At 71.5% G+C, this 16,422-nt stretch carries 17 protein-coding genes; 6 read left to right on the top strand and 11 right to left on the bottom strand.

The genetic code is table 11. The features are described 5' to 3' along the window. Positions 1-9 precede the first annotated feature (9 nt). The 6 genes from ABZ893_RS28085 to ABZ893_RS28110 form a co-directional block, all read right to left on the bottom strand. Complete coding sequence (locus ABZ893_RS28085) at positions 10-1,524, bottom strand: DEAD/DEAH box helicase (protein WP_361408798.1); 1,515 nt, start codon at positions 1,522-1,524, stop codon at positions 10-12. A gap of 350 nt (positions 1,525-1,874) precedes the next feature. Further along, positions 1,875-2,078 (bottom strand): cold-shock protein, encoded by a 204-nt coding sequence (locus ABZ893_RS28090; protein ID WP_042152846.1) that lies wholly within the window; start codon positions 2,076-2,078, stop codon positions 1,875-1,877. Between the two features lie 213 nt (positions 2,079-2,291). Then, the gene (locus ABZ893_RS28095) at positions 2,292-3,449 is read right to left on the bottom strand and encodes an acetyl-CoA C-acetyltransferase (protein WP_361408801.1); all 1,158 of its coding nucleotides are present in this window, start codon (positions 3,447-3,449) and stop codon (positions 2,292-2,294) included. A 14-nt stretch (positions 3,450-3,463) separates the two neighbouring features. Further along, positions 3,464-4,084, bottom strand: coding sequence for a TetR/AcrR family transcriptional regulator (locus tag ABZ893_RS28100; RefSeq protein WP_361408804.1), 621 nt, complete (start codon positions 4,082-4,084; stop codon positions 3,464-3,466). Positions 4,085-4,126: 42 nt separating this feature from the next. Next, positions 4,127-4,912, bottom strand: a complete 786-nt coding sequence (locus ABZ893_RS28105) for an SDR family oxidoreductase (RefSeq protein WP_361408806.1) — start codon at positions 4,910-4,912, stop codon at positions 4,127-4,129. Further along, positions 4,909-6,057 carry an acyl-CoA dehydrogenase family protein gene (locus ABZ893_RS28110; RefSeq protein WP_361408809.1) on the bottom strand — a complete coding sequence of 383 codons (1,149 nt, stop codon included), beginning with the start codon at positions 6,055-6,057 and terminating at the stop codon, positions 4,909-4,911. Before ABZ893_RS28110 ends, ABZ893_RS28105 begins: the two co-directional genes overlap by 4 nt. Before the next feature lie 47 nt (positions 6,058-6,104). On the opposite strand from ABZ893_RS28110, the gene ABZ893_RS28115 reads away from it, so the two are divergent. From ABZ893_RS28115 to ABZ893_RS28125, 3 genes are read left to right on the top strand one after another with little or no spacing between them, the layout of a single operon-like run. Then, complete coding sequence (locus ABZ893_RS28115; protein ID WP_361408812.1) at positions 6,105-6,995, top strand: enoyl-CoA hydratase; 891 nt, start codon at positions 6,105-6,107, stop codon at positions 6,993-6,995. Next, entirely contained in the window at positions 6,995-8,137 is a 1,143-nt protein-coding gene (locus ABZ893_RS28120) for an acyl-CoA dehydrogenase family protein (RefSeq protein ID WP_361408815.1), read from the top strand. Before ABZ893_RS28115 ends, ABZ893_RS28120 begins: the two co-directional genes overlap by 1 nt. Next, the gene (locus ABZ893_RS28125; RefSeq protein ID WP_361408818.1) at positions 8,137-9,096 is read left to right on the top strand and encodes an acyl-CoA dehydrogenase family protein; all 960 of its coding nucleotides are present in this window, start codon (positions 8,137-8,139) and stop codon (positions 9,094-9,096) included. Before ABZ893_RS28120 ends, ABZ893_RS28125 begins: the two co-directional genes overlap by 1 nt. A 95-nt stretch (positions 9,097-9,191) precedes the next feature. Here the strand turns inward: ABZ893_RS28125 and ABZ893_RS28130 are convergent, their stop codons facing one another. From ABZ893_RS28130 to ABZ893_RS28145, 4 genes are read right to left on the bottom strand one after another with little or no spacing between them, the layout of a single operon-like run. Further along, on the bottom strand, positions 9,192-9,737 hold the full coding sequence (locus ABZ893_RS28130) for a HutD family protein (RefSeq protein WP_361408821.1): 546 nt from the start codon (positions 9,735-9,737) through the stop codon (positions 9,192-9,194). After that, positions 9,734-10,462 carry a VWA domain-containing protein gene (locus ABZ893_RS28135; RefSeq protein ID WP_361408824.1) on the bottom strand — a complete coding sequence of 243 codons (729 nt, stop codon included), beginning with the start codon at positions 10,460-10,462 and terminating at the stop codon, positions 9,734-9,736. The genes ABZ893_RS28130 and ABZ893_RS28135 overlap by 4 nt, the downstream gene beginning before the upstream one ends. A gap of 47 nt (positions 10,463-10,509) precedes the next feature. Next, a complete protein-coding gene (locus ABZ893_RS28140; RefSeq protein WP_361408827.1) occupies positions 10,510-11,544 on the bottom strand; it encodes an acyl-CoA dehydrogenase family protein in 1,035 nt (344 codons plus the stop codon). After that, a complete protein-coding gene (locus ABZ893_RS28145) occupies positions 11,541-13,148 on the bottom strand; it encodes a FadD3 family acyl-CoA ligase (RefSeq protein ID WP_361408830.1) in 1,608 nt (535 codons plus the stop codon). Before ABZ893_RS28145 ends, ABZ893_RS28140 begins: the two co-directional genes overlap by 4 nt. A 106-nt stretch (positions 13,149-13,254) precedes the next feature. Here ABZ893_RS28145 and ABZ893_RS28150 point away from each other — a divergent pair, with 106 nt between their 5' ends. Beyond that, entirely contained in the window at positions 13,255-13,809 is a 555-nt protein-coding gene (locus ABZ893_RS28150; protein ID WP_361408833.1) for a flavin reductase family protein, read from the top strand. On the opposite strand, the gene ABZ893_RS28155 is transcribed toward ABZ893_RS28150, so the two are convergent. Then, positions 13,734-14,339, bottom strand: a complete 606-nt coding sequence (locus ABZ893_RS28155) for a helix-turn-helix transcriptional regulator (protein ID WP_361408837.1) — start codon at positions 14,337-14,339, stop codon at positions 13,734-13,736. The two genes, ABZ893_RS28150 and ABZ893_RS28155, sit on opposite strands and share 76 nt — an antisense overlap. A 121-nt stretch (positions 14,340-14,460) precedes the next feature. Here ABZ893_RS28155 and ABZ893_RS28160 point away from each other — a divergent pair, with 121 nt between their 5' ends. Then, positions 14,461-15,597 (top strand): LLM class flavin-dependent oxidoreductase, encoded by a 1,137-nt coding sequence (locus tag ABZ893_RS28160; protein ID WP_361408840.1) that lies wholly within the window; start codon positions 14,461-14,463, stop codon positions 15,595-15,597. 2 nt (positions 15,598-15,599) lie between these two features. Next, a complete protein-coding gene (locus ABZ893_RS28165) occupies positions 15,600-16,334 on the top strand; it encodes a glucose 1-dehydrogenase (protein WP_361409112.1) in 735 nt (244 codons plus the stop codon). The last annotated feature ends 88 nt before the right edge of the window (positions 16,335-16,422 follow it).

The following is a 16,422-nucleotide window of genomic DNA, read 5'->3' on the forward strand; positions in this document are numbered from 1 at the left end:
CCGCAGACCTTACGCAGCCGCGCCGCGCCCCGCATCGCGCGGACCCCGGCGCGCACGCCCGCCGCGTCCGCCCGCGCTCTGGCCCGCGCCGCCCTGACCGGGACCGCCCTGGCCACGACCGCCACGGCCACCGGCAACGGCCTGACCACGGCCTCCGCCCTGGCCACCGCCTTCGCCACGACCGGCCTGCGCGCGCCCGCCCTGGGTGCGTCCGGCCTGGCCGGCGCCCTGGCCGCGTCCGCTGCCGCCACGGCCGCCGCGGCGGGCCCTGCGGGTGCCGGTGGCAGCCGGAGGCGTCGGCTCCGGGACCTCGATGACGACGGCGACGCCGGACGGCTCGCGGGCGCCGGTGATGCGGACGAGTTCCTCGTCGGTGGACTTGACCTCGGCGGTCTGCGGGCGGATGCCCGCGTCGCGCATGAGGCGCGTGACGTCGCGCTTCTGGTCCGGCAGGACGAGCGTGACGACGCTGCCGGACTCGCCGGCGCGGGCCGTGCGGCCGCCGCGGTGCAGGTAGTCCTTGTGCTCGGTGGGCGGGTCGACGTTCACGACGAGGTCGAGGTCGTCGACGTGTATGCCCCGGGCGGCGACGTTCGTCGCGACGAGGGCGGTGACCCGGCCGTCCTTGAACTGTTCGAGCGTGCGGTTGCGCTGCGGCTGCGAGCGTCCGCCGTGCAGCGGCGCCGCGAGCACGCCGTTGGCAAGAAGCCGCTTGGCGAGCCGGTCGGCGGAGCGCTTGGTGTCGACGAAGAGGATCACGCGGCCTTCGCGGGCGGCGATGCGCGCGGTGACGGCCTTCTTGTCGGTGTCGTCGAGCACGTGCAGGACGTGGTGCTCCATCGTGGTCACGGCGCCCGCCGAGGGGTCCACGGAGTGGACGACCGGGTCGGTCAGGAACTGCTTGACGAGCCGGTCCACGTTCCGGTCGAGCGTCGCCGAGAACAGCATCGTCTGACCGCCGGGGGCAACCTGCTTGAGCAGCGCGGTGACCTGCGGCATGAAGCCCATGTCGGCCATCTGGTCGGCCTCGTCGAGGACGGTGATCCGCACCTCGGACAGGTCGCAGTCGCCGCGCTCGATGAGGTCCTTGAGGCGTCCGGGCGTCGCCACGACGACGTCGGCGCCACGGCGCAGGGAGCTCGCCTGGCGGGAGATCGACATGCCGCCGACGACGGTGGTCAGCCGCAGCCGCACGGCACCCGCGTACGGGGTGAGGGCGTCGGTGACCTGCTGGGCGAGTTCGCGCGTCGGCACCAGGACGAGGGCGAGCGGCGTGCGCGGCTCCGCCTTGTTCCCGGCGGTGCGGGCGAGCAGCGGCAGGCCGAACGCGAGGGTCTTGCCGGAGCCGGTGCGGCCCCGGCCGAGGAGGTCACGGCCCGCGAGGGAGTTGGGGAGGGTGGCGCCCTGGATGGGGAACGGTTCGACGACGCCCTGCTCGCCGAGCGTCTTCAGGATGCCGGCCGGCATGTCGAGTTCGGCGAACGTGGCGGCCGCGGGCAGCGCGGGCGTCGTGTTCTCCGGCATCGTGAATTCCTGCGGCGGCGTGGGCCGGCGCTCGGGGGCGCGGCCCTTTCCGCCGGACCTTCCGCCTCGGGCGCTCCTTCCGGCGTTTCCGGCACCCGCGTTTCCTGAGGCGGACGCGGAACGGTTGCGGGAGGGGCGGGGCGGACGTGCGGGGTTAGCCATGCGGGCATGCCTTCCTGGGCCTGGGCGGCCGGGAGCCGGGGCCATCGACGCGTTGCGAGGCGCCGGCCGGGTGGGGCCATCGACGCGTCTGCGGGCCGCAGGCCTGGGGACAGCACGGGCCGGGGCCCGCACCTTCGCGGTGCGGACCCCGGCCGTGGGGTGCGTGATCCTTGGGATCAAGCGGTGTTTCAGGCGGGGAGGATGTTCTCCGCCTGGGGGCCCTTCTGGCCCTGCGTGACGTCGAACGTCACCTTCTGGCCCTCCTGGAGCTCACGGAAGCCCTGGGTGGCGATGTTCGAGTAGTGGGCGAAGACGTCGGCGCCGCCGCCGTCCTGCTCGATGAAGCCGAAGCCCTTTTCCGAGTTGAACCACTTCACGGTTCCGGTGGCCATAACAATCTCCTTCACTGGGGCGGTACGGAGACCCGAGTGATCCGGATCTCCAGTCGCACAATGAGCCCCATCCGGAGTGGCCCGAGGACCGGCCGGAAAAAACTAATGCGCCTGAGGATTCCCGTCAGGCGCACATAAAGTCTATGGGTACCAAAACTGCAACGTCATGGACCATAGCACGCCGGTCAAGGGACCAGGGCCTCTCGTCTGGGACTACAGACGCTCGATGATCGTCACGTTCGCCTGGCCGCCGCCCTCGCACATGGTCTGCAGGCCGTAGCGGCCGCCCGTGCGCTCCAGCTCGTGCAGCAGGGTCGTCATGAGCTTCACGCCGGTGGCGCCGAGGGGGTGGCCGAGGGCGATCGCGCCGCCGTTCACGTTGACCTTGTCCGGGTCGGTGCCGGTCTCCTTGAGCCAGGCGAGGACGACGGGGGCGAAGGCCTCGTTGATCTCGACGAGGTCGATGTCCTCCATGGACATGCCGGTCTTCTTCAGCGCGTACGCCGTGGCCGGGATCGGCGCGGAGAGCATCCGGATGGGGTCCTCGCCGCGCACCGAGAGGTGGTGGATGCGGGCGCGCGGGGTGAGGCCGTACTCGCGGACGGCGCGCTCGGAGGCGATGAGCATCGCGGCGGCGCCGTCGGAGACCTGCGAGGAGCAGGCCGCGGTGATCGTGCCGCCCTCGACGACGGTCTTGAGGCCGGCCATCTTCTCCAGGGTGGTGTCGCGGCGCGGGCCCTCGTCGACGGTGACGTCACCGTAGGCGACGGTCTCGCGGTCGAAGCGGCCCTCGTCGATGGCCCGCAGCGCGCGCTGGTGCGAGCGCAGGGCCCACTCCTCCTGGTCGCGGCGGGTGATGCCCCACTTCTTGGCGATGAGCTCGGCGCCGTGGAACTGGTTGACCGGCTGGTCGCCGTAACGGGCGCGCCAGCCCTCGCTGCCGATGTAGGGGCCGTCGGTCAGGCCGAGGGGCTCGGCGGCCTGGCGGGAGGCGAAGGCGATCGGGATCTGCGTCATGTTCTGCGTGCCGCCGGCGACGACGAGGTCCTGGGTGCCGGACAGGACACCCTGAGCCGCGAAGTGCACGGCCTGCTGCGAGGAGCCGCACTGGCGGTCGATGGTCACGCCGGGGACTTCCTCGGGCAGGCCGGCGGCCAGCCACGCCGTGCGCGCGATGTCGCCGGCCTGCGGCCCGACGGTGTCGAGGCAGCCGAAGACGACGTCCTCGACGAGGGCGGGGTCGATCGCGGAGCGGGAGACGAGCTCCTTGAGGACGTGCGCGCCGAGGTCGGCGGGGTGGGCGGCCGCGAGGCCTCCCTTGCGCCGTCCGACGGGGGTGCGTACTGCTTCGACGATGTAGGCCTCGGCCATGACGGGTTTTCCCTTCAGGGGTGGGTGACGCGTACGGCGATGCCGTCCAGGACCATCGACAGGTACTGGCGGGCGATCTCCTCGGGGCTGTGCTGTCCGCCGGGGCGGTACCAGGACGCGGCGACCCAGACGGTGTCGCGGACGAACCGGTAGGTGAGACGGATGTCGAGGTCGGCGCGGAACACCTCGGCGGCAACGCCGCGCTCGAGGGTGGCGAGCCACGCCTTCTCGAACTTGCTCTGGGATTCGGCGAGGAACTCGAAGCGCTCCTGCACCGCGAGGTGCTTGGACTCCTTCTGGTAGATGGCGACGGCGGCGCTGTGCCGGTCGATCTCCCGGAAGGATTCGGTGACGAGGGCCTCCAGGGTCTCCCTGGGGCCGAGACGGGAGTCGAGCACGGAGTCGTATCCGCGCCAGAGCTCGTCGAGGAAGGTCCGCAGGATCTCCTCGAGCATCGACTCCTTAGAGTCGAAGTGGTAGTAGAGGCTGCCGGCGAGCATCCCCGCGTGGTCGGCGATCTTGCGGACGGTGGTGGCGTTGTACCCCTGCGCGGCGAACACTTCGGCCGCCGTGTCGAGGAGTTCGCGGCGGCGCTCGGGGGAGGCGGTCACCTGGGGCTTCTTCTTGGTAGGCACATGTCCATTGTGGTCCTCGCCGATGTGGCGCCCGGGCGGTCCCTACGCATGTTGGCTGCTGACGGAGACGACCTCGCCGGTCATGTACGAGCTGTAGCCGGAGGCCAGGAACACGATCACGTTGGCGATCTCCCAGGGCTCGGCGTAGCGGCCGAAGGCCTCGCGTTCGGTGAGTTCGGCGAGGAGTTCCTCGGAGGTGACCTTCACGAGGTGGGGGTGCATGGCGAGGCTGGGCGAGACCGCGTTGACCCGGACCCCGTACTCGGCGGCCTCGATCGCGGCGCAGCGGGTGAGGGCCATGACGCCGGCCTTGGCGGCGGCGTAGTGGGACTGTCCGGCCTGGGCGCGCCAGCCGATGACGGACGCGTTGTTCACGACGACGCCCTGGCGGCCGGTGTCGCGGAAGGCGCGCAGGGCGGCCCGCGTGCAGCGGAAGGTGCCGTTCAGGGTGACGTCGAGGACGCGGGACCACTGGTCGTCGGTCATGTCGACGAGGTCGGCGGTGCCGCCGAGGCCGGCGTTGTTGACCACGATGTCGAGGCCGCCGTGGGTCTCGTGGACGAGGGCGAAGAGGGCGGCGACCTGCTCCTCGTCGGTCACGTCGCAGGGCAGCGAGGTGACGTTCTCCGCGCCGAACTCCTCGGCGAGGGCGTCCTCGCTCTCCTTGAGGCGGCGGGCGTGCGCGTCGCTGATGACGATGCGGGCGCCCTCCTCGAGGAACTTGCGTGCGGTCGCCCCGCCGATGCCCGCTCCGGCGGCGGCGGTGATGACGGCCGTACGTCCCTTGAGCAGGCCGTGGCCCGGCTCGTAGGTGGGCTTCGCGCTCATACCCGTGCCTCCTTGGGCAGGCCGAGCAGGCGCTCGGCGACGATGTTCTTCTGGATCTCGTCGGATCCGGCGTAGATGGTGTCGGCGCGGGAGAAGAGGAACAGCCGCTGCCAGTCGTCGAGTTCGTAGGGCTCACCTGCGGCGAGCGTGGAGGCGGCGCCGCACACGTCCATGGCGAGCTCGCCGAGGTCGCGGTGCCAGTTCGCCCAGTAGAGCTTGCCGACCGAGGGGTCGACGCCGCGCCGGGCGGAGGCCGCCATGGCTTCGAGCTCGATGTAGGCCTGGACGAGCCGGTCGCGGATCAGGGGGTCGGCGATCGCGCCGTTCTTCCTGGCCAGGTCGGCGAGGCCCTCCCATTCGCGGCGGAAGCCGACCTGCTGGCCGAGCGTGGACACGCCGCGCTCGAAGCCGAGGGTGGCCATCGCGATGCGCCAGCCGTTGCCCGGCTGGTCGACGATGTGGGAGGCGTCGGTGCGGGCGCCGTCGAAGAACACCTCGTTGAACTCGCTGGTGCCGGTGAGCTGCACGATGGGGCGTACGTCGACGCGGCCGGGCTCCTGGTCCAGGGGCACGAGCAGGTACGACAGGCCCGCGTGCCGCATGGAGCCGGGCTCCGTGCGGGCGACGACGAAGCACCACTGCGACTCATGGGCGAGCGACGTCCAGATCTTCTGGCCGTCGACGATCCACTCGCTGCCGTCCTCCGACAGGACCGCCCGCGTGCGGACGTTCGCCAGGTCGGAGCCCGCGTTGGGCTCCGAGTAGCCCTGGCACCACAGCTCCTCGACCGCGACGATCGGCGGCAGGAAGCGCTTCTTCTGCTCCTCGGTGCCGAAGGCGATGAGGGTGGGGCCGAGAAGCTGCTCACCGATGTGGTTGACCCGGGCGGGAGCGTCCGCGAGGGCGTACTCCTCGTGGAAGGCGATCTGCTCCTCCAGGGTCGCGCCGCGGCCGCCGTACTCGACGGGCCAGCCGACGCAGGTCCAGCCGTGGGCCGCCATGTGGCGCTCCCAGGCGAGCCGTCCCTCGAACTCCTCGTGCTCGCGGCCCGGTCCGCCGCGGCCCTTCAACTCGGCGAACTCCCCTACGAGATGGTCCGCGAGCCAGGCCCGGATCTCGGCGCGAAATTCCTCGACGCTGCTCATGGACGTACGTTAACCTACCAAACACTTGTTAGGGAAGGATGATTCCGATGCCCGCAGCCCACGACAGCCCCGAAGCGGCCCCGACCGGCGCCGAGGCGCCCGAGCCCGTCCTGTACGAGCGCCGCGGCCCCGTCGCGTACGTGACGTTGAACCGGCCGCGCTACCGCAACGCGCAGAACTCGGCGATGACCTACGCCCTGGACGCCGCCTTCTACCGCGCGTCCGACGACCCCGAGGTCAAGGTCGTGGTCCTGGCCGGCGCCGGTGACCACTTCTCGGCGGGGCACGACATCGGCACCCCCGAGCGGGACGCGCACCTGCCCTTCGAGCGACGCGCGGGCCTGTGGTGGGACCACTCGGACAAGCAGGGCGCCGAGTCCCGGTTCGCCCGCGAGTCCGAGGTGTACCTCGGCATGTGCCGGCGCTGGCGCGAGCTGCCCAAGCCGGTCATCGCCTCGGTCCAGGGCGCGTGCGTCGCGGGCGGGCTCATGCTCGCGTGGGTCTGCGACCTGATCGTGGCCTCGGACGACGCGTTCTTCATGGACCCCGTCGTCCGCATGGGCATCCCCGGCGTCGAGTACTTCGCGCACCCGTGGGTCATGCCGCCGCGCATCGCCAAGGAGTTCCTGTACACCGGCGACCGCATGAGCGCGGACCGCGCCCACCAGGTCGGCATGGTGAACCGCGTCGTCCCGCGCGACGAGCTGACGAAGACCACGGACGAGCTGGCGCTGCGCATCGCCGAGATGCCCCGGCTCGGCCTCGCCCTCACCAAGCGCGCGGTGAACCAGGCGGAGGACCTCCAGGGTCTGCACACCGGCATGGACTCCGTGTTCGGCCTGCACCACCTCGCCCACGCGCACAACGCGGAGACGGCGACGGACTCCCTCGGCGGCATGAACATCCGCGCGATGAAGGAGAAGGAGGCGAGCGCCTGATGGACCTCGACTTCACACCCGACGAGGAGGCGTTCCGCGCCGAGGCCCGCGAGTGGCTCGCCGCGCACGTCCCCGCGGAGCAGCTGCCGTCCCTGGAGACGGAGGAGGGCTTCGCCGCCCACCGCGTCTGGGAGGCCGAGCTGTACGAAGGCCGCTGGTCGGCGGTGTCCTGGCCCGAGGAGTACGGCGGCCGGGGCGTCGACATCTTCAAGTGGCTCGTGTTCGAGGAGGAGTACTACGCGGCGGGCGCCCCGGGCCGCGTCTCGCAGAACGGCATCAACCTCCTCGCGCCGACGCTCCTCGACCACGGCACCCCCGAGCAGCGCGCCCGTGTGCTGCCGTCCATGGCGAGCGGCGAGACGATCTGGGCGCAGGCCTGGTCGGAGCCGGAGGCGGGTTCCGACCTGGCCTCGCTGAAGTCGAAGGCGGTGCGCACCGAGGGCGGCTGGCTCCTTTCGGGCCAGAAGACCTGGTCCTCGCGGGCCGCGTTCGCCGACCGCGCCTTCGGCCCGTTCCGTACGGACCCGGACGCCGCGAAGCCGCACCACGGCCTGACGTATCTGATGTTCGACCTGAAGGCGCCCGGTGTGACCGTGCGTCCGATCGGCCGCCTCGACGGGAAGCCGGCGTTCGCCGAGCTGTTCCTGGACAACGTCTTCGTCCCCGACGAGGACGTCATCGGCGAGCCGGGGAACGGCTGGCGCATCGCGATGTCGACGACGGGGAACGAGCGCGGGCTCACGCTGCGCTCCCCCGGGCGCTTCCTCGCCGCCGCCGACCGACTGGAGCGGCTGTGGCGGGAGCGCGGCGAGGACGCGGGCACGCGTGACCGCGTCGCCGACGCGCTGATCGGGGCGCGCGCGTACCAGCTGTTCACGTGGGGCAACGCGTCGCGGTTCGCGTCGGGCGAGACGATCGGCGCCGAGTCCAGCCTGAACAAGGTGTTCTGGTCGGAGTACGACATCGCGCTGCACGAGACGGCGCTCGACCTGCTCGGCGCGGACGGCGAGCTGGCCGACGAGGGCGGCTGGGGCGAGGGGTACGTCTTCTCGCTCGCGGGGCCCATCTACGCGGGGACGAACGAGATCCAGCGCGACATCATCGCCGAGCGGCTGCTCGGCCTGCCGAAGGGACGGCGCTGATGAGGTTCCTCCTCGATGCGGAGCAGGCCGAGTTCGGCCGCACCCTCGACCGGATGCTGACAGCCGCGGGCACCCCCGACGTGGTGCGCGCCTGGTCGTCCGGCGACCACGGCCCCGGGCGGGCACTGTGGTCCCGTCTCGGTGAGACCGGCGTGTTCGCGCTGGCCGTGCCGGAGGCGTACGACGGGGCGGACCTGCTGCCGGTCGAACTGGCGGTGGCGTTCATCGAGCTGGGCCGGCACGGGGTGCCAGGGCCGGTCGTGGAGACGGCGGCGGTCGCCCGGCTGCTGAGCGAGCTGCCCGACGTGGCCAAGGAGTGGCTGCCGAAGATCGCCGCCGGTGAGGTCGCGGTGTCGCTCGGCATCGACGGTTCGTACGTCCTTGACGCGGACTCGGCCGACGCGGTGTTCGTCGTCACGGGCGACGAACTGCGCCTCGCCTCCGGGCACGGCGAGCTTCTGCCCTCCGCCGACCCGGCCCGCCGCCTGCACTCCCCCGCGCAGGAGAGCACGCTCCTCGCTCAGGGCCCGGAGGTACGGGAGGCGGCGGCGCGGGCCGCTGACCTGGCCACGTTCCTGACGGCCGCGCAGTCGCTCGGCGTGGGCCTGGCGCTGCTGCACCGGACCGTGGAGTACACGAAGCAGCGCTCCCAGTTCGGCACGGTCATCGGCTCGTTCCAGGCGGTGAAGCACCGTCTCGCGGACGCGCTGATCGGCCTGGAGTTCGCGCGGCCGCTGCTGTTCGGGGCGGCTCTTTCGCTGGCCCCCGAGGACATCGCGGCGGCGAAGGTGGCGGCGGGCGAGGCGGCGTACGCGGCGTCGCGGGCGGCCCTCCAGCTGCACGGAGCGATCGGCTACACGGAGGAGCTGGACCTGTCCCTGTGGCTGCGCAAGGCACGCCCGCTGCGGGACGCCTGGGGCACTCCGGCGGCCTGCCGGGCGAGGGTGCTCGGCGTCTGAGACGGCGCGGCAGCCCCAACGGACACGGCGCTCGTCCCTACGCGAAGTACGCGAAGTAGGTGACGAGCGCCGTCCGTTCGTTCCAGTCGAGGGTCCTACCCGAACGTCACGACCGCCGTGCGACCCCTCGCGTGCAGCACGGCCGCTTCGCCGCTCACACGCACCGCGTCGTAGCGGCCCAACGTGAAGCCGTCGACGTCCGCGCCCTCGTCCTCCAGGGCGACGACCAGGGCCTCGCCCGTGAGCGTGAGGCGGCCGCGGACCACGGCGACCCGCGGGGGCGTGCCGGGGGCGTCCCTGCGCCACATCACGTTGAAGTTCACGACCGGGCCGTCGATGAGGCGGCAGTCGGTGGGGACGTCACCGCGGAAGTCCTGCGGCACGTACCGCTCATCGACCTTGCGGTCCTCGCCGCCCACCACGAGGTCCATCCCGGCGCCCTCGACCATGGTCAGCGTCCGGTCGACGCCGGGGAACGCGGAGAACGGGCCGTCGCCCCCGACGTCCGCGAGGCTCACCCGCCACAGAAAGTCGGCCATGTCCGCGCCGGGCGGCTCGGCGACGATCTCCCGCGTGGTCCCGCCCCCGTTCTTCCACGCGACGGCGAGCCGGTCGGCGGCGGGCAGCGGTCGTACGGTCATGCCAGGATCCCCTTCGCGCGTGCCGCCGCCAGCCACAGCGGGAACTCGCTCACAAGTCGGTCGTACAGGTCACTGTCCTGAACCTTCCGCGGGTTCGATCCGGCGTGGAAGAAACCCGCGTTGTCGACGGGACGTCGCGCGGGTACGGGCAGTTCGTCGAGCTTACGCAGGAAATCGAACAGCTTGCTCTTCGGGTCCCCGAACCCGATGAACTGCCAGAACATGGGCAGGTTCGCGGCCTTGCACACGTACTGCTCCGCGGCGGGCCTGCTGGTGGGCCCGCCGTCGGTCTGGAAGACGACGAGCGCGGGCGTCCCCGCCTCGTAGGACTCACTGGCGAGGTAGTGGTCGATGACCGCGTCCATCGCCAGGTGGTAGTTGGTCAGGCCCATGCGGCCGAGCGAGCCGGCGATCTTGTCGATACGGCCCTCGTGCCGACCGATCTCGATCTCGGTCTCCGCGTCGATGTCCGTGGAGAAGAAGACGACGGGCACCCGCCCGTCGTCGTCGAGGTGCGCGGACAGGCCGAGCACGCGATCGGCGAGCGCCTGGACGCTGCCGTTCTTGAAGTACCGCCGCATGGAGCCCGAGTAGTCGACGACCAGGTACACGGCCGCGCGCACACCGCCGAGCCCGTGCTTGTGCAGGGACACGCCAGCGCTCTTGTAGAGGCTGACCAGCGCGGGAGCGTCCGCCTCCAGCTTGGCGAGGCTGATCCCTGGCATGGGCGGCTCCGATCGCGCGTGGTCAGCGGTGTGGCGGTGTGCCGAGATTACGCGACCGGCATCAGCCCGAGCCGTTCCGCGAGGTGGGCCCGGTGGGCGGACGGGGCCCCGAAGAGCTGGCGGTCGGCGTGGGCCCGCTTGAAGTGCAGGTGGGCCTGGTGTTCCCAGGTGATGCCGATGCCGCCGTGCAGCTGGATCATCTCGCCCGCGACCGTGGCGTACGCCTCCGAGCAGGCCGACTTGGCGGCCGCCGCGAGGGCGGGCTCCGCGTCGGCGTGGGCGGCGGCGAGGGCGAGGGAGCGCGCGTACTCGACCTGGACGTGCAGGTCGGCGATGCGGTGCTTGACGGCCTGGAAGGAGCCGATGGGGCGGCCGAACTGCACGCGGTCCTTGGCGTACTGGACGGTGTCGGCGAGGGCCTGGGCGGCGGCGCCGGTCTGCTCGGCGGCGAGCGCGGTGCAGGCGAGGTCCCGGACGCGGGCCAGGATCCGGTCGCCCTCGGCGGAGAGCAGCCGGGCCGGGGCGCCGTCGAACACGACGCGGGCCTGCGGGCGGCTCTGGTCCATCGTGGGCAGGGGCGTGAACTCGGTGTCGGCGGGCGCGACTTCGTAGAGGCCGAGGCCGTCGTCGCCCCGGGCGAACACGAGCAGGGTGTCCGGGAGTCCGGCCCCGGTCAGGACGTGCTCCTTGACGCCGGTGAGCCGCCCGTCGCGGACCGTGGCGCGGATCGCGTCCGGCTCCCAGCTGCCGTTCTCGGCCCACGCGAGGGCGCCGACGGCGGTCCCTTCGGTGAGAGCGGGCAGCAGCTCGGCGGCGGGCCCGTCACCGGCCGCGACGAGCGCCTGCGTGGCGAGGACGGCGGAGGCGAGGTACGGCACGGGGCTGAGCGCCCGGCCCAGCTCCTCCATCACGACGTACGTCTCGACGGTGCCGCCGCCGAAGCCGCCGAGCTCCTCGGGCACGCCGAGCCCGGCCGCGCCGACCCCTTCGGCGAGGGGTTCCCACGCGTCGGCGCCCTCGTGCCGGGCGAGCACCGCCCGTACGGCGGAGCGCAGCTCGTCCTGTTCCTCGGTGAACTTCACAGTGATCCCTCTCTCGCCGCGCGCCGCAGCGGTCCCTTGAGGAGCTTGCCGCCCGCGTTGCGGGGCAGCTCCTCGACGATGACGAAACGGCGCGGCACCTTGAAATTGGCGAGGCGCTCCCGCGTCCACGCGGTGAGCTCCTCTTCAGTGACCGGCCCGGACACGACGACGAAGGCGACGCCGACTTCTCCGAGCCGGGCGTCGGGCGCGCCGACGACGGCGACGTCGACGATCAGGTCGTGACCGAGCAGGGTGTTCTCGACTTCCGCCGGATAGGCGTTGAAGCCGCCGACGACGTACATGTCCTTGAGGCGGTCGGTGATGCTGAGGAAGCCGCGCTCGTCGAGGATGCCGATGTCCCCCGTGCGCAGCCAGCCGTCGTCGGTGACAGTCTCCCTGGTCGAGGCGGGATCGTCGAGGTATCCGCGCATCACGTGATGGCCACGGACCTGCACCTCGCCGGGCTCGCCGGTGGGGACCGCGTCGCCGAGCGGTGAGGTGATCCGGACCTCGGTGCCGGGCAGCGGGCGGCCCACGGTGTGCGCGACGGTCCACGCGTCGGCGTCCGTGGGGCAGACGGAGACGACGCCGCCGGACTCCGTGAGCCCGTACGCGGTGAAGACGTCGGGGCAGCCGAGTTCGCCGCGGATCTGCTCGACGAGTTCGGTGGGCACGGTCGCGGCGCCCGTTCCGGCCAGGCGCAGGGCGCCGAGGTCGACCTCGTGGCGGCGGGGGTGCCGGATGAGGCCGTGGAAGAGAGTGGGCGGGCCCATCAGGCAGGTGACACGTTCGGTGACGATGCGCTCCAGGACGCGGTCGGCGTCGTAGACCTCCATGGGCAGCATGGTGACGCCGCTCAGGAGGCAGGCGATGAGGCCGGCCTTGTAGCCGAAGGTGTGGAAGAAGGGGTTGACCAGCAGATAGCGGTCGCCGGTGCGCAGGGTGACCTGGTGCGACCACTCCCGGTAGAGGCGGACCGTCTGCTCGTGGGCACTCATGACGCCCTTGGGGCGGCCGGTGGTGCCGGAGGTGTAGAGGATGTCGCTGATGTCGTCGGGGCCGACGGCTGCGGCACGGTCACGCCGCTCGGCCTCGCTGACCCCGTCGCCCGCCTTCAGATACGCGTCCCAGGACAGGACGGTGTGGTCGTCGTGGTCGTCCTCCGAGGTGCCCGGCTCGCCCCGCAGGATCACGGTCGAGCGCAGGGCGCCCAGGTCCTCGCCGCTCGCGCGCAGGGCCTGGACGTAGTCGGTGCCGAGGAAGCCGCGCTCGGTGAAGAGGACCTCCGCGCCGCTGCGGCGGATGATGTCGGAGGCCTCGGCCGCCTTGTAGCGGGTGTTCACGGGGACCAGGACCGCTCCCACGCCGACCGCGCCGAGCGCCGCGAGGATCCACTGGCGGCTGTTGGGAGCCCAGATCGCGACCCGCGTACCGGGACGGACACCGTGCGCGATCGCACCACGCGCGGCCACCGCGATCTCGTCACGCAGCCGCCCGAAGCTCCAGCGGACCTCACCGTCGGCGAGGGCTTCCCGCTCACCGTAGGCATCCGCGGCGAAATCGGGCAGCTGGGCAAGTGTGCGCGGTGGCGTGGTGCTGGTCACGAACCCTCCCTGTCCTCAGGGGTCTTGACGTGCGAGCGTGCCGGGTATCCAATCACAGGTGTTTCGGTTAGGCATATACCTAGTAGGCACATTCCAGGAGGCCTCGATGCCGATCCCCACCCACCCCTCCACCTCGTCCGACGAGCTTAAGTCGGCACTTGCCGGGTTCTGCACGGGAGTGGCCGTCATCACAGCTCTCGAAGCGGACGGCAACCCTGTGGGCATGGCCGTGCAGTCCTTCTCGTCGGTCTCGCTCGACCCGCCGCTGATCTGCTTCTGCCCCGCGCACACCTCGACGTCCTGGCCGCGCATCAAGGCGGCCGGCCGCTTCGCGGTCAACGTCCTCGCCGAGGACCAGCAGGATCTGTGCCGCCGCTTCGCGGTGCCCGGCGCGGACAAGTTCGCCGGCACGCCCTGGCGGCCCGGCGGCAACGGCGCACCCCTGCTCGAAGGGGCGCTCGCCACGATCGAGTGCGAGCTCACCGACGCGCTCGACGGCGGCGACCACGCGATCGCCCTCGGCGCGGTCACCTCGATGACCGCGCACCGCAGCGACGCCGGGCCGCTCCTCTTCTTCCGGCGTTCCTACGGCCGCTTGCCGCGCTCCAGCTCCTCGATGTCCGAGAGCATGGCCTCGGCAAGGTCGCGCTCCGAGGCGTAGTACCGCTCGGCCCACTTGAGCGTGAGCGTCGGATAACTCCACGCCTCGTTGGCCTGCGCGCCCTCCATGTCCGCCTCCGCGCGCCTGCGCATCTGCTCGGCGAACTCCTTGTGGCGGCCCAGCACTTCACGCATCTGCTGGACCTCGAGCAGATGCCCGAGCCAGAGCCGCATCATGGGCCCGTGCTTCAGGACGGGCGGGTCCACGGGCGCCTCGCGGGCCCAGGTCCGCACGGCATCCATGCCCTCGTCCGTGATCCGGTAGACCCGCTTGTCGCGGGTGCCGGTCTCCTGGGCGACCATCCGCGAGGTCGCGTAACCGGCCTTCTCCAGTCGCTTCAGCTCGCTGTAGATCTGGCTGAACGACGGGCTCCAGTAGAAGAACCGCAGGGACCAGTCCGACCACTTCTTCAGGTCGTAGCCGGACAGCTCCTCACCGAAGGAGAGCAGTCCGAGCACCGCCCAGCTGGTCGCCGGGAGTGCGGGGCGCTCCGCGCCTGCCGCGTCGTCTACCGCCTTCTTCTTCACCACGCCCGCAGTCTACGTAGCCCCTTCCCCCACCCCCCCTATGCCTGCTAGAAGTATTCCTATTCGAAACACTAAGAACACTGTCTAGAACACTCAGCCACGCAGCAGTCGGGAGGAGCCCCACGTGAAGTTCTCCATGATCTTCGAGGCGCAGCTCGCCGACCCGACGCCCGAGAACGAGCGCCAGGTCATCAAGGACTGCGTCGAACAGGCCGTCTACGCCGAGGAGATGGGCTTCGACCGGATCTGGGCCGTCGAGCACCACTCGCTCACCCAGTACGCGCACATGAGCGCCTCCGAGATCTTCCTGACCTGGGTCGCGGCCCGGACGTCCCGCATCCGTATCGGGCACGGCGTCGTCACGATGCCCTTCGGCTACCAGCACCCGGTGCGGGTCGCCGAGCGGGCCGCGATGCTCGACGTGCTGAGCGACGGACGCGTCGACCTCGGCGCGGGCCGCGGCGCGACGAAGCAGGAGATGCGGATGTACGGGGTCGCTCCCGACGACACGTATCCGCAGATGGAGGAGGCGCTGCGGATCGTCTCGTCGGCGTGGCGCGAGGAGCAGTTCGAGTGGCACGGCTCGCTCGACATCGGGCCCGGCGCGATCCTGCCGCGTCCGGTCCAGGGCCCCCACCCGCCGCTGTTCATGGCCTGCTCCAAGCACGACACGCTCAAGCTCGCGGCCGAACTCGGCATCGGTGCCCTGGTGATGGGCTTCGCCGGCGCCGACGACGTCCGCGAGATGCGCAAGGTGTACGACGAGGCCATCGCGACCCGCACCGGCGAGCGCTTCGTGTCGACGGAGGTCAACGACCATCTGTCGGCCCTGTGCCCGACGATCGTCCTGGACGACGCGGACCTCGCGCTGCGCCTCGGCACGCGCGGCCAGCGCTTCTTCGCCGAGTCGATCGCGCACTGGTACGGGAACTCCCCCGCGCCGACCGCGTACGCCGAGGACGAGGACCACGTGGCGGCGATGGTCAGGGACCGGGACGAGCTGGTCGCCAAGCTGCACGAGGCGAACATCCCGGCCCGCCCGGTCGACACCGGCACGTTCAACGCCGAGCACGCGTACGGCTCGGCCGAGACGGCGATCGCCTACGTCGAGCAGCTCCGGGAGATCGGGGTGGACGAGGTGATGTGCCTGATCCAGATGGGCACGGTTCCGCAGGAGGCGTGCATGGAGACCATTCGCCAGTGGGGCGAGAAGGTCATCCCGCACTTCAAGGCTCTGAACGCTCTGGAGGAGAAGCAGTGACGCTGTCGTTGGACAACAAGGTCGTCGTCATCACAGGTGCGGGGCGCGGTCAGGGCGCCGCGGAGGCCCGGCTCGCCGCCGCGGCCGGCGCGCGCGTCGTGGTCACGGACGTGCGCGAGGACGAGGGCCGCGAGGTCGCCGAATCCCTGGGCAAGCAGGGGCTGTTCGTGCGGCACGACGTGTCGGACGCGGGCAGCTGGGCCGAGGTGGTCACGGCGACGCTCGACGCGTTCGGGCAGATCGACGCGCTGGTGAACAACGCGGCGCTGTGGCGCACCGCGCCGGTCGAGCAGGAGACCCTGGAGAACTTCGAGCAGCTGATCAAGGTCAACCTCCTGGGCCCCTTCCTCGGCATCCAGGCCGTGGTGCCCACGATGAAGGAGGCGGGCGGCGGCTCGATCGTCAACGTCTCGTCGACGGCGGGCCTGCGGGGCATACCCGGTCACGCGGCGTACGGCTCGACGAAGTTCGGGCTGCGCGGCCTGACCCGGTCCTCGGCGCTGGACCTGGCCGGGTACGGGATCCGCGTGAACTCGGTGCACCCGGGCTCGATCGACACCCCGATGATCTCGGAGGTCTCCGGCCGGGACTGGTCGCATCTGCCGCTCGGCCGGATCGGCCGCCCCGAGGAGGTCGGTGAGCTGGTCCTGTTCCTGGCGTCGGACGCGTCGTCGTACGTCACGGGCACGGAGTTCACGGTGGACGGCGGGTCCACGACGGGGCTCGGGGGGAAGTGACGGGGGCTCGGGACATGTAAGGGGGGTGGCGGTGGCGGGATGACGGTCCGCTCGCGCGGGCCGCGGGGGTGGTTGTGCGGACCGCGGA

It is taken from the genome of Streptomyces sp. NPDC046821 (assembly GCF_040645335.1).
Classification (GTDB): Bacteria; Actinomycetota; Actinomycetes; order Streptomycetales; family Streptomycetaceae; genus Streptomyces.